Source organism: Leifsonia sp. RCC_180 (assembly GCF_058138205.1).
The window spans coordinates 3,161,172-3,173,628 of the sequence record NZ_CP200340.1 but is presented as its reverse complement, the minus strand read 5'-3'; the positions used below and the strand labels follow the sequence as shown (position 1 = coordinate 3,173,628).

The following is a 12,457-nucleotide window of genomic DNA, read 5'->3' as shown; positions in this document are numbered from 1 at the left end:
CTAAGGGAGGGTTGTCAGCAGCTGGAGCGTGCGCAGCAGTTCGCCGCGCTGCTTCTCGTCGAGTGGCGCGAAGAGCTCGTCGAGCACACCACGCGCCACTTCGTGACCGTCGTGCAGCGCGGCCCGTCCGGATCCGGTGAGCGCGTACTCGAGCCGACGGCCGCGACCCGCAGCGCGGGTGATCAGGCCGCGATCCTCGAGCCGGTTCGCGAGGGTTCCGAACGACTGGTCGCTCTGGAACGTCGCCACGGCGAGGTCATGTCCGGATGCGCCCGGCATCCGCTCGATGGCGCGCAGCGCATCCCACTGCACCAGAGTCACCCCGACATCGCGCAGGGCAGCATCCATCGTGCGGTGGTTGCGGTACTGCGCGCGCTTGACCGCCTGCCCGAGCACTTCCAGGTCCGTCGTCATGGTGCTATCGTATCAACACCCGTATATAAACATGCTTAGATAGGAACGTCATGATCTCAGTGATCCCCGAAGACCTGCCGGTCGTCCAAGCCGGCGACCCGACCGCGCGCACCGCGCTGGTTCTGCACGGCGGCGGCGGACCGCAGACCGTCGCGCCGATCGTGGGGCACCTCGCAGCCACGATGCACGTCCTTGCACCGACGCATCCCGGCTGGGACGGCACGACCCTCCCGGAGTCCATCGCCTCCGTCGCCGACCTCGCCCGGGCCTACCTCTCCTGGCTTTTCGACCAGCGAGAGCATGACGTCGTCCTGATCGGCTCCTCCATCGGCGGCTGGATCGCACTCGAAATGGCGGTGCAGGCCGCGGCAGACGATCGCTTCGCCGGGATGATCGGCGCGGTCATCGACATCGACGGCGTCGGCGCCCTGGTCGAAGGCGAGCCGATCGCCGACTTCTTCGCTCTCGACGCCCGAGGTCTCGCCGAAGTCGCTTGGCACGACCCGGAGCGGGGGTACCTCGACCCGGCCCGGTTCACGGACGAGCAGCGCTCGGTGCAGCAGGGGAGCGGACGGACCATGGCCGTCATCGCCGGCACGGGCATGAGCGACGCCACGCTCCTGGACCGCCTCAGTGCGGTGAACGTCCCGACCCTCGTAGTGTGGGGCGCGAGCGACGGGATCGTCACTCCCGCGTACGGCCGTGCTGTCGCCGCCGCCGTCCCCGGGGCGCAGTTCGTCGAGATCCCGGCGGCCGGACACCTCCCGCACCTCGAAGCCCCGGAAGCGACCTGGGCCGCGATCGACCCGTTCCTGGCTCGGGCCTAGCGGGCCCGGCGTTCCGCAAGGAGCTCGACCAGCCGAGCTCGGCTCCGGATGACCGCATCGAGCGTCGGGCCGCGGAACTCGTCGAGCCCGATCACCAGGGGAGCAGTCGGGGGGACGAGCGAGAGGAAGCCCGGCCAGTCGAGCTGGCCGTCGCCCACAGCGACCTGGTCCTCGTTCGTGCCGTCGAGCGGCCCGTCCTTCAGGTGGACGGCGAACACCTTGTCGCCGAGGGCGCCGATCGTCGACGGCACATCGACCCTGGCGATGGTCGTCCAGTACGGGTCGAACTCGACCCCGATCGACGGCCCGACACGCTCCATCAGCGCAACCAGAGCCGGCCGACCCTCGACGGTGACGCGGAGGTCGTCGTCGTGGTTGTGGAACGCCACCCGCATGCCCAGCGGGGCGGCCAGCTCCGCCGCCCGCTCGAGGTCGTCGGCTATGCGCAGAACGCCATCGGACGCGTGCCAGCGTTCGGCGGGGAACGAGGGATGCATCACGAGCGTGGCCCCGGCCTCCGCCGCGGCATCGACAGTGCGCGGCAGCTCGTCGCCGACGAGCTCGCCGTGCACAGTCGGCGTCGTGATGCCGGTGCGCGCGAGCGCCGGGGCGAGGGCGGTCAGGGTCCGCGAGACGTGGAACGGTTCCACGTGGATGAAGCCGGCATCCGCAAGTCTGTCGATGACGGCATCCCAGCCGAGCTCATCGATCTCTTCGCGAACGCTCCACAGTTGTACGGAGATCATCGGTGCAATTCTGGTCCATGACACCCTGAAAGTGACACCGCCGGGCGGGCCAGTAGTGTCGACATGATCCGGAGGCGACCACATGAGACGAATAGGACTCCTCGGTGGCATGAGCTGGGAGAGCAGCGCGCTGTACTACCAGCTCATCAACGAAGGGATACGGGACCGATTGGGCGGGTTGCATTCCGCCGACCTCGTCCTCGTCTCCCTCGACTTCGCAGAGGTTGAAAGGCTGCAGTCGGACGGCGAATGGCAGCAGGCAGCGTCACTGCTCGCCACCGAAGCGGTACGGCTGGAACGGGCCGGCGCAGAATGCATCGTCGTGTGCACCAATACGATGCACAAGGTCGCCGACCGCGTCCAGCAGGCGGTACGTATCCCGCTCATCCACATCGGCGATGTGACGGCCCGGGCCGTCGTCGGGGCCGGCGTCGGCAGCGTCGCGCTCCTGGGGACGAGATTCACCATGCGCGAAACCTTCTATCGCGAGCGCCTGGAGGCGCACGGGCTGCGCGTGCTGGTTCCTGCTCCCGAGGTGCAGACGAAGCTCGACGGGATCATCTACAGCGAGCTCGTGCTCGGAATCGTGACGGAGCCGTCCCGGGAGGTCTACCGACGTGCGATCGCTGACCTCGCCGAGGCGGGGGCCGACGGGGTGATCCTCGGCTGTACCGAGATCGAACTCCTGGTCCGCCCCCAGGACTCACCCCTACCGACGTTCCCGACCACATCGCTCCATGCCAGGGCTGCCGTGGACTTCGCCCTCGGCTGAGTCGATCCGGCGACCGTAAAGGGGATTGCATGCCTGCCTCGCGCGACATCGAGTACCCGTTTCGTGGGCGCTGGCTCGTGCAGAACAGCCCCGCCGATCGAGTGCCCAGCCACGGCACGGCGCTGTTCGCGAGTTCCTATGCGATCGATTTCGTGCCCGTCGATGTCACGGGGCGCACCGCTCCCCTCATGCTCGGTTCGCTGGTGCGGCCCGAACCTCCCGAACGGTTCCCGGGCTTCGGGCGCGAACTGCTCGCGCCCGTCGAGGGAGTCGTGACGCATACGCACGATGCCGAACCCGACCATCCGGCGTGTCGCGGACTGCCGTCGATCTCCTACGCCCTCACCCAGAGGCGCCGGGTGCAGGCGGGATGGACGGCGCTGGCCGGAAACTACGTGTTCATCGAGACGGACGGAGTCGTGATCGCCCTGTGCCACCTCCAACGCGGCAGCCTGACAGTGCGGCCGGGACAGCGCGTAGGCGTGGGTGACGTGATAGCCCGATGCGGCAACTCGGGCAACAGCACCGAACCGCACGTCCATGTCCAGGCCATCGACGACCGCGACATCCACCGCGCCAACGCCGTACGCCTCACCTTCGCCGGCTCGATCCCGCACAACGGAGACGTCATCGACGCCGGCAGGTCGCGCGGGCTCCGGTGCGGATGAACCTCTTACGAGCGCAGACAGCGGCACGCTAGCTTGGGGGCATCCCAGCAGAGGAGGGCCCGTGGGCACGGTGGTCATGTACAGCTCGGTGTCCGTCGACGGCTTCATCGCAGGCGCGGACGACCAGCCGGGACCGCTGTTCGATTGGCTGATGAGCGGTGACGTTCCGCTGGACGAGAGCGGCGTACTCAAGGTCTCTCAGGCGTCCTACGACTACACCCGGCCGTACTGGGATCGGATCGGCGTGACCGTCGTCGGCCGCCACGTCTTCGACCTGACGGACGGCTGGGACGGCACGCCTCCGAGCGGGGTGGAGCACGTGGTCGTCGTCACTCACCGCCCCGCGCCCGAAGGCTGGGACCCCGAGGCGCCGTTCCATTTCGTCGACGGCATCGAGGCAGCAGTCGCCAAGGCTCAGGAGCTCGCGGGTGACCGCGTTGTCGAGGTCGCGGCCGGCGATGTCGGTGGCCAGGCACTCGCCGCCGGCTTGATCGACGAAGTGCGGATGGATGTCATCCCCGTCGTGCTCGGGTCCGGCAAGCGCTACTTCGGGTCGGTCGAGGCGCAGCACCTCCTGGAGGACCCGGACGCGGTGATTCCGGGCGACCGGGTGCTGCATCTGCGCTATCCGGTGCGCCGTTGACCCGCTCGCGAAATCAGACGGTGATGACGATCTTGCCCTGCGTCTTTCCTGCTTCGAGGTAGCGCATCGCATCCGCAGCGCTCTCGAGCGGAAACGTCGCGTCGACTCTCGCGGTGATGGTGCCTGCCGCGAGAAGCTCGCCGAGCTCGTCGAGATCGGCCGTCGACTGTGTGCCGACCAGCATGAGCAGACGCTGACGGATGAACGGGCTGAGGGCGAGGGCTCGAACCTGTCTACTCATCCCGACCCAGTCGCCGGCATCCTCGCCGCCGACCAGCACGGCCACCCCGGAGGGGGTGAGGGTCCGGCGAAGCCGGCCGAGCGGGGCGTTTCCCCCGATGTCGAGGATCACGTCGTAGCGGTGACCACCATCCGTCGATCCGGTGCGGGTGTAGTCGATGACGTGGTCGGCGCCGAGCTCCCGCACGAACGGTACTTTCGACGTGCGGCACGTGCCGGTGACCTCGGCTCCGGCGGCTCTGGCGAGTTGCACGGCGAAGCTGCCGACGCCCCCGGAGGCACCGGTGACCAGCACCGTCTGGCCGGCGGCCAGGTCGGCTCGCCGGATAGCCTGCATTGCGGTGATGGCCGAGATCGGAGCGGACGCGGCATCCCCGAAGCTGACGCCCGCCGGCTTGTGCGCCAGTCGCGATGCCGACGCCACCGTGTACTCGGCCAAGGCTCCCTTGGCCACTCCGAACACTTCGTCGCCGACCGAGAACCGGGTGACGCCGTCACCGACCTCGACGACGGTGCCCGCCACATCCTGACCAGCGATCGGCTGCTTGGGGCCGCGCATTCCGAATGCGGGCCGCATCGCATACGGCTTACCCGTCATCAGGTGCCAGGTGTTGCGCCCGAGGCCGGCGGCGCGGACCTCCACCAGCACCTCGCCCGGCGCGGGGGTCGGTCGCGGCATCGTCCGGAGTTCCAGGACCTCGGCGGAACCGTATCGTTCCTGCGCGATCGCACGCATCGAGAACGTGGGGTGCGATCGGTCCGACTGGCCGGCGGCGCTGGCCGGGTTGCTGAAGGATGACATGGCGCTCCTTTCCGGTCGGCGAACTGCCGTTCCGTACTTAGTACGAAACTGTACCGTACTAAGTACCAAAACGCGATAGGGTAAAGCCATGACCGCAGAAGAGGCCAGCGACCCAGCTGCAGCGCCAGGCCGGCTGAGCCGGGAACGCGTCCTGCGCGCGGCCATCGCCATCGCCGGAGAGACGGGGATCGCCTCGCTGACGATCCGGTCCCTCGCCGAACGCCTCGGCGTGAAGCCGATGTCCGTCTACTACTACGTGAAGAACAAGAGCGAGATCCTCGACGGCATCGTCGACCTGGTGTTCGCAGAGATCGAACTGCCTTCGCTCGACGGCGAGTGGTCGACGGAGTTGCATGCGTGGGCGCTCTCGGCACGTCACGTGCTCGCCCGCAACTCCTGGGCGATCACTCTACTGGAGTCACGGTCAACGCCCGGGCCCGCGACGCTCCGCCACCACGATCGGATCATCGGCGTGCTGCGCGGCGCGGGGTTCTCCGTGGCCACGACCGCGCACGCCTACGCTCTCCTCGACAGCTACGTTTACGGATTCGCGCTCCAGGAGGCGGCGCTCCCCTTCGACTCGAGCACCGCAACCGAGGTCGCCGAGTCGATCATGCAGCCGTTCGAACCGGGCGAATACCCGAACCTCGTCGAACTGGCGACCGAGCACGTCTTCCAGCCCGCCTACGACTTCGGCAACGAGTTCGACTTCGGCATCACCCTGATCCTCGACGGGCTGGCGAAAGCGCTGGCGTCCGGCGGGTGAGACACGTCCCGGCCGCCGGCTTACCCCGTGTGACGTTCCTTACGCTCCGTGACATCGACGCGTGACGGGGCGCTGGGGACGTGCGTAACGTGCGGGCCCATGGCTTCCTCCACGACCCTCGCCCCGACCCGTTTCCGTACACCGCTGGACGGTCTCGACCCCGTCATCGACGACCTCGCGACCGATCTGCAGGACACGACAGCGCAGCGGGAGCGGGATCGCCAGCTGCTGCATGAGCCGGTCCGCCGGCTGATCGACGCGGGCTTCGGGGCAGTACGCGTGCCGGTCGGTCACGGCGGCCTCGGCGGGTCGCTCGAGGACCTCTTCGAGCGTCTGGTGCACCTGGCGTCGATCGACCCGAACCTCGCGCACGTGTTCCGCGGGCACATCGGATTCGTCGAGAGCCTCCACGTCGAGGACCGCCGTGAGTGGGCGGACCGCTGGCTCGCACGAGCTGCCGACGGCATCCTCGTCGGCAACGCCCAGTCGGAGCGGAGTGCCACCGCCGATGTCGCGGCCACGGTCGCCCGAACGCCCGACGGCCTCCGCCTCTCCGGGACCAAGTACTACACGACCGGAAGCATCTACTCCGATTGGATCCTCCTGACCGCCCAGCTCGACGACGAGCGCGTCAACGTCCTCGCCGACGCATCGCATCCCGGTGTGGCGTCGGTCGACGACTGGGACGGCTTCGGCCAGCCGTTGACCGGGAGCGGGACGACCGCGTTCGACGGCGTGCCCGTGGACCACGCCGACATCATCCGGTGGAGCGACGAGGACGACGGCGCCGGAGAATACGTGGCGGCGGTCTTCCAGCTGACCCTCTTAGCCGTCCTGGCGGGGATCGCGACCGCCGCCCTGCGCGACACGGTCGCGTTCGTCCGTCCCCGTCGCCGCATCTTCGGCTTCGCTGCAGAGGCGCGCCCGCGCGACGATGCGCTCGTTCAGCAGGTCGTCGGTCAGCTCAGCAGCGCGGCCGACGCCTCCCGTCGGCTGGTTCTTTCCGCTGCGCGAGAGCTCGACGACTTGCGCTCGCACAGCGACCGGCGGGATGCCTTCCGCGAGTCGGCGCTCAGCGTGTTCCGCGTGCAGCAGGTCGTGCCGAAGATCGTCCTGGATGCGACCACCGAGCTGTTCGAGGTCGGCGGCGCCAGCGCGGTCGGCAACGGGTTCGCCCTCGACCGGCACTGGCGCAACGCCCGCACGCTGTCCTCGCACAACCCGGCGCGTCAGCGTGCTCGCGCCATCGGCGAGTACGAGCTCAACGGCACCTTCCACGCCTGGGGACGGGAGCACACCCCGGTGAGCGTGCAGCCGACGGCCGAATAGGGCCAGAATCACGCTATGACCGTCCAGTTCTTCTGGGTGGACGTCTTCGCCGAACGGCCGTTGACCGGAAACCCTCTCTCGCTCGTGCCGGCCGCTGACGACCTCGACGAGGCGATCATGCGCGCCATCGCCCGCGAGTTCAATCAGTCCGAGACGACGTTCCTCCTCCAGCCGTTGCACCCGAGGGCTGACGTGCGGTTGCGATCTTTCACACCGGACGGCGTGGAAGTCTTCGGGGCCGGCCACAATGCGATGGGCGCGTGGCTATGGCTGGGAGAGTCGGATCGCCTCCCAGCGGACCGGAACACCTTCGTGCAGGAGATCGGCGAGGATCTGCTCGAGGTGCGACTGAGCCGGGATGACGACGGCCGCGTCCGGGTCACGATGGATCAGTCGCGGCCCGAGTTCCACGCGCGGCTGGCGGACTCGGGACCGCTCGCCGCCGCGCTCGGCGTCCCCGCGACCGCACTCGACACCCGCGGCCTTCCCGAGGTGGCCTCCACCGGGGCGGCTCACCTCCTTGTGCGGTTGGCGTCAGCGGACGGCGTGGATGCCGCACGACCGGATCCCGGCGCCCTTACGGCCGTGCTCGCCGAGGCGGGCGCAGAGGGCTGCTACCTGTACACGACCGCCGTCCCGCCAGACAGCTCGGCGCTCGCTTACGCGCGGTTCTTCAACCCGACCGTCGGGATCGCGGAGGACGCCGCCACCGGAACGGCGGCCGGTCCCCTGGCGGCGCTGCTCGTCCGCGACGGAATCGCAGCGCCGGGCGTGCCGGTCATCATCGAGCAGGGGCGGGCGATGGGACGGCCGAGCCGGATCACCGTGACCGCCGACGACGAGCGCGTGGCGATCTCCGGGTCGGGGGTCATCACCGGGTCGGGCGTACTCAACCTCTGAACGGGTGCGCTCACCGCTACTCGTCCGGCCGCACCAGGACCAGCCACGCGCCGACGCCGCCGCCGACGATTCCCACGATCGCAGCGAGCGCGAGCAGGAAGAGTGACCACGTCACGCCGAACAGCAGCCCCACCGCGCAGAGCGCGATGAGCACCACGGTGGTCACGTCGGGGTTGAGACGGTCGAGGGTCTTCTCGAGTCGTTGTCTCTCCGGGACGCGTCGGGCTCGGCTGCCCAGCGCCCACAGCGACGCTGCCAGACCGACGGCGAGTGCGAGCAACTCCACGCCCAGCGCCCACAGCGTGGGGTTCGGGAGTGCAGTGAGGATGGCGGCGATCAGGAGCCCGAGGAAGATGGCGAGGATCTGCGCCACCCGAGCGCGCAGACGGTGCGAGTGGGCGATCGCGTCGGCGCGGATCGACACGGCGACGAAGAGCAATCCGACGAGCGCTCCCATCGAGCCGCCGAGGATGACCGCGAAGTCAGTCCAGCGCTCCATGCACCCGCCCCGCTTCGCCGACGCTCTGGACGGCCTCGACGGCTTCAAGGATGAGGTCCGCGATGTCGCGCGGATGCGTGACGATCGAGAGGTGGCCGGAGGCCAGCTCGATCGTGCGGGCTCGCATCCTGTCGGCCAGGAACCGTTCGAGGTCCGGCGAGGTCGTATGGTCCTGTTGGGAGACCGCATACCAGCACGGCTTCTGGCGCCAGGATGCGGCCGTCGTGCGTGACGCGAACAGCGTCTGCGCGATCGGACCCTGCACCGCGTAGAGCACCTCGGCCCGTTCCTTCTCGACACCGTTGGCGAAGTGCTCCACGAAGGCAGAGTGCGTGAGCCGGCCGAACCCGTCGGTGAAGACGAGCCCGGCTGAGGCCGGAGGAGCCGGATAGCGGCCCGCCAGCGCCGTGTAATCCTCCCCGACGTCAGGCGCACGCGCGGCGACGTAGACCAGGGCACAGACGGCGTCGTGTGCTCCCGCCTCGGTGATCACTGTCCCCGCCCAGGAGTGCCCGGCGAGCACGACGGGACCGCCGGCAAGCTCGATAGCCCTCCGCGTGGCCGCGACGTCATCCGCAAGAGAGGTGAGCGGATTCTGCACCGCGATCACCGGGATGCCCGTCCGCCGCAGCAGCGCTATGACATCCGACCACGACGAGCCGTCCGCATATGCGCCATGCACGAGCATGACGCTCACGCCAGGGGATCCGTCGTCCATGTCCGACCTTCCGTTGAGCACGATCAGCGTTGTGCCAACATGCCCGACCGAGGCATCCCGCGGCTAGTGCTTTTTCCGCCGCGTCACCACTCCGGGACGTCGACGCCCAGCCATCGACCGAGGTCCGCGATCTCGGCGCGCACCATGTCGTGCTCGTCCTCGTCGAACGGCAGGAACTCGTGCACTGCCGTGATCCTCAGTTCTTCGCGCTCGCTGTCGACCTCGGCGTCGAGCATGCCCACGAAACGATCGCCCATCAGGATCGGGTGGGCGAAGTATCCGTACTTCCGCTGCGGCTTCGGCTTGAACTGCTCGAGCACGTAGTCGAACTCGAACAGTTCGCGCAGCCGCGGGCGATCGAACAGCATGCCGTCGTACGGGCTGAGGAACGCGGCCCGGCCGCCCACATCGTTCTCCAGCGCAGTGAGCGCCTCGGGATCGACACGCCACTTCTGGCGCATCCCCTCGATCACCGCCGGCTCGCCCGCCTCCCCGACGGGGGTCCACGGAGATTTCTGCTTGGCGATGCCGGCCGCTTGCAGCCTCCGCTCGTTCAGCATCCGCTCCGCCTCGTCATATGCGAATTCGGGCATATCCTTCGGGTAGACGCGCTCGGCGAGATCCCAACGCCGATGGCGTCCCTCGCGCCCCACGATCGCGACCTCGCCTTGCCGCAGCAGGAAGTCGAGCATGTGAACCACCTGGTTGGGCCCGTACCAGCCGTCCGGCGGCCGGACCACCTGGGCGGTATCGGGGATCTCGCTCGCAAGCAGCGGACCCTCCGCGCGCAATCGCGCCAGGACGTCGGCACGGAAGGCGTCGTTCGCCTCTAACCACTGCCTGCTGCTCTCCCGGCGCGGCCAGCGCCGCATGGCCGGCAGCATCAGCGGCAACAGGCTCACCGGACGGAAGGCTCCGTCGAACTCGAACAGCAACCGGTCCGCTTCGACGGTCTTGGCAAGCTGGCCCCTGTCGTAGCCCGAGCCGATCCGCGACCACAGGATGGTGTGCTCCGCCGGCGCGATGGTGGCCGTCGGGTCGATCTTGACGGCGCCGAGCTGCTCGGCGATCCCGACGACGTCGTCAGGACGGTCCGCCTCCAGCAGCTGCGCCTGCACCGCGATGCGGCGAGCCTGGTCGCGGGTGAGCTGGTGCATGACCACAGCGTAGGACGCCGGGTCACCGCAGGTACCGCCCGGCGAGCTCTTCGATCACTCGTGCTCCCAACAACTCACCCGGAACCGGCCCGAAGCGGGCGAGGGCTTCTCGGTGGACGCCGGCTGACGCATCCAGCAGCCGCGATGTCGTGGAGGACGATCGCGCGAGGGCGGCGACCGTGCCGAGTTCTTCGACCACCCGGTCGATGCCGAAGCTCGCCAGATAGTCACCCTCGAACAACCGCGGAAGGTGCTGACTCAAGGCCGTGCTGCTGCCGGCGCTGTCGGCGAGAAGTGCCTGCAGCTGCTGGGGCGCCAGCCCCTGGGCCTGGCCGATGAGCAGGGCTTCGGTGGCAGCGAGCGCGTTCGCGAACCACAGGGCGTTCGCCAAGAGTTTCACCGTGTGCCCGTCGCTCGGGTTCGGGCCGCACATCCTGATCCCGCCCTCAGCGGACAGCTGTCGCAGGATCGCCTCCGCCCGAGCCACTGGATCGGACGAGCCGCCCACGTAGAACACCAACGTCCCGGCGGCGGCGTCGGCAGGCCCTCCGCCCATCGGTGCCGCGACCGCGTCGATGCCCCGGTCAGCGGCTTTCGCCGTGAGTTCGGCGACCCTGACCGGATCTCCGGAGGTGAGGTCGAGCCAGAGCGCACCGCTGGTCAACGCGTGGAACGCCTCGTTCATGACCGCGTCGGCCTCGTCCGGCCCGGGAAGCACGGTGATGAAGACCTCGCTCACCTGCGCGACCGCGGCGACCGAATCCATCCAGGTGCCGCCCGCCCGGCTCACGGCCTCGCGCCGCCCATGATCGCTGTCGAACGCCGCCACCGCGCCCGACTGAGAAAGCCGCCCGAGCACGCCGGAACCCATCCTGCCGACACCGACGAGGCCGATGCGCGCCTGGCGCGCCAAACCGTTGGCTGTCACCGTTTCACAGTGCCACAGACCAGGAAACTAGTGCGACGGAGCGCTGGTCGACTCGCGGAGCACCAGCCGGGTGGGGATCGGGATGGACTCCGCGACCGTCTCGTGCTCCTCGAGGGCGATGAGCACCTGCTGCATCGTCAGCGCCCCCAACGACGCGAAGTCCTGACGGATCGTCGTGAGCGGAGGGACGAAGTAAGCCGCCTCGGGTACGTCGTCGAAACCCACGACGCTGATGACGTCGGGCACCCGGAGCCCGCGGGCACGCAACGCAGCCATGAGCCCGATGGCCATCTGGTCGTTCGCGACGAACACCGCGGAGGTCGTCTCCGCGTTCAACCGCATCCCGAATTCGTGCCCGCTCGCCGCCGACCAGTCGCCGTGGCTGATCTCGGTCGCGACCAGGCGCGCCTCGGCGAGCTCGTCGCGCCATCCCCGCTCGCGTTCGAGGGCGTCCGGGGAGACCGCTGGGCCGGCTAGATGCGCGATGTTGCGGTGGCCCAGTTCCACGAGATGCCGGACCGCCTCGCGCGCACCGCGGTACTGGTCGATGGATACGGTGAGCGGTCCGCGATGCTGGCCCGCGGCGACCGCGACGATCGGGACACCGGCCTCGAGGCTGCGCACCACGTCGAGCTGGGCGACATCCTCGGCGATGAGGACAACGGCCTCCACCCGCTCGCGCAGCAGCGACTCCACCAGTCCGCGGATCGAGCTCACGTCCGCCGACACGGACGTGACGCTGATGACGCTGTAGCGCGCCTCCCGTGCCGCCTCGTTGAAGTGGATGGCGATGGACGATGGCCCGAAGTCGGCGCTCCCCGGCGTGATCAGGCCGATCATCCGGGTCCGCCGCGTCACCAGCGCGCGAGCGGCAGGGGACGGCGTGTACCGGAGCTGCTTGATCGCCTGCTCCACCCGCTGACGGGTCGCCGGCCTCACCCCGGGCACATCGTTGAGCACGCGGGACACGGTCTGGTGCGAGACGCTGGCCAGGCGTGCCACATCGAAGATGTTCGCCACCTTCGCCGGTCTGTCCTCGGCGCTCACC

At 69.0% G+C, this 12,457-nt stretch carries 15 protein-coding genes; 7 read left to right on the top strand and 8 right to left on the bottom strand.

The window, feature by feature from the left end:
- Positions 1–414, bottom strand: coding sequence for a MarR family winged helix-turn-helix transcriptional regulator (locus AB7E03_RS15695; protein ID WP_489942267.1), 414 nt, complete (start codon positions 412–414; stop codon positions 1–3).
- 50 nt (positions 415–464) lie between these two features.
- Here AB7E03_RS15695 and AB7E03_RS15690 point away from each other — a divergent pair, with 50 nt between their 5' ends.
- Entirely contained in the window at positions 465–1,241 is a 777-nt protein-coding gene (locus AB7E03_RS15690) for an alpha/beta fold hydrolase (RefSeq protein ID WP_489942266.1), read from the top strand.
- On the opposite strand, the gene AB7E03_RS15685 is transcribed toward AB7E03_RS15690, so the two are convergent.
- Positions 1,238–1,987: a sugar phosphate isomerase/epimerase family protein gene (locus tag AB7E03_RS15685; protein WP_489942265.1), complete on the bottom strand. Its 750-nt coding sequence runs from the start codon at positions 1,985–1,987 to the stop codon at positions 1,238–1,240. The genes AB7E03_RS15690 and AB7E03_RS15685 overlap by 4 nt on opposite strands.
- Positions 1,988–2,069: 82 nt before the next feature.
- Between AB7E03_RS15685 and AB7E03_RS15680 the strand changes: the two genes are divergently transcribed.
- From AB7E03_RS15680 to AB7E03_RS15670, 3 genes are all read left to right on the top strand, one after another.
- Positions 2,070–2,759, top strand: coding sequence for an aspartate/glutamate racemase family protein (locus AB7E03_RS15680; protein ID WP_489942264.1), 690 nt, complete (start codon positions 2,070–2,072; stop codon positions 2,757–2,759).
- Between the two features lie 29 nt (positions 2,760–2,788).
- Positions 2,789–3,427: a M23 family metallopeptidase gene (locus AB7E03_RS15675; protein WP_489942263.1), complete on the top strand. Its 639-nt coding sequence runs from the start codon at positions 2,789–2,791 to the stop codon at positions 3,425–3,427.
- A gap of 61 nt (positions 3,428–3,488) precedes the next feature.
- Entirely contained in the window at positions 3,489–4,070 is a 582-nt protein-coding gene (locus AB7E03_RS15670; RefSeq protein ID WP_489942262.1) for a dihydrofolate reductase family protein, read from the top strand.
- Between the two features lie 13 nt (positions 4,071–4,083).
- Here the strand turns inward: AB7E03_RS15670 and AB7E03_RS15665 are convergent, their stop codons facing one another.
- Positions 4,084–5,112 carry an NAD(P)-dependent alcohol dehydrogenase gene (locus AB7E03_RS15665; RefSeq protein ID WP_489942261.1) on the bottom strand — a complete coding sequence of 343 codons (1,029 nt, stop codon included), beginning with the start codon at positions 5,110–5,112 and terminating at the stop codon, positions 4,084–4,086.
- Positions 5,113–5,200: 88 nt separating this feature from the next.
- Here AB7E03_RS15665 and AB7E03_RS15660 point away from each other — a divergent pair, with 88 nt between their 5' ends.
- From AB7E03_RS15660 to AB7E03_RS15650, 3 genes are all read left to right on the top strand, one after another.
- Entirely contained in the window at positions 5,201–5,878 is a 678-nt protein-coding gene (locus AB7E03_RS15660; protein WP_489942260.1) for a TetR/AcrR family transcriptional regulator C-terminal domain-containing protein, read from the top strand.
- A 99-nt stretch (positions 5,879–5,977) separates the two neighbouring features.
- A complete protein-coding gene (locus tag AB7E03_RS15655) occupies positions 5,978–7,207 on the top strand; it encodes an acyl-CoA dehydrogenase family protein (RefSeq protein WP_489942259.1) in 1,230 nt (409 codons plus the stop codon).
- 15 nt (positions 7,208–7,222) lie between these two features.
- The gene (locus AB7E03_RS15650) at positions 7,223–8,107 is read left to right on the top strand and encodes a PhzF family phenazine biosynthesis protein (protein WP_489942258.1); all 885 of its coding nucleotides are present in this window, start codon (positions 7,223–7,225) and stop codon (positions 8,105–8,107) included.
- 16 nt (positions 8,108–8,123) lie between these two features.
- On the opposite strand, the gene AB7E03_RS15645 is transcribed toward AB7E03_RS15650, so the two are convergent.
- The 5 genes from AB7E03_RS15645 to AB7E03_RS15625 all read right to left on the bottom strand — a co-directional run bounded on the left by AB7E03_RS15645 (position 8,124) and on the right by AB7E03_RS15625 (position 12,456).
- Positions 8,124–8,606 (bottom strand): hypothetical protein, encoded by a 483-nt coding sequence (locus tag AB7E03_RS15645; protein WP_489942257.1) that lies wholly within the window; start codon positions 8,604–8,606, stop codon positions 8,124–8,126.
- Positions 8,590–9,324, bottom strand: coding sequence for an alpha/beta fold hydrolase (locus AB7E03_RS15640; RefSeq protein WP_489942256.1), 735 nt, complete (start codon positions 9,322–9,324; stop codon positions 8,590–8,592). The genes AB7E03_RS15645 and AB7E03_RS15640 overlap by 17 nt, the downstream gene beginning before the upstream one ends.
- Positions 9,325–9,407: 83 nt before the next feature.
- Complete coding sequence (locus tag AB7E03_RS15635; protein WP_489942255.1) at positions 9,408–10,481, bottom strand: DNA glycosylase AlkZ-like family protein; 1,074 nt, start codon at positions 10,479–10,481, stop codon at positions 9,408–9,410.
- Between the two features lie 22 nt (positions 10,482–10,503).
- Positions 10,504–11,409 (bottom strand): NAD(P)-dependent oxidoreductase, encoded by a 906-nt coding sequence (locus AB7E03_RS15630; RefSeq protein WP_489942254.1) that lies wholly within the window; start codon positions 11,407–11,409, stop codon positions 10,504–10,506.
- A gap of 27 nt (positions 11,410–11,436) precedes the next feature.
- Positions 11,437–12,456, bottom strand: a complete 1,020-nt coding sequence (locus AB7E03_RS15625) for a LacI family DNA-binding transcriptional regulator (protein ID WP_489942253.1) — start codon at positions 12,454–12,456, stop codon at positions 11,437–11,439.
- Between the last annotated feature and the right edge of the window lies 1 nt (position 12,457).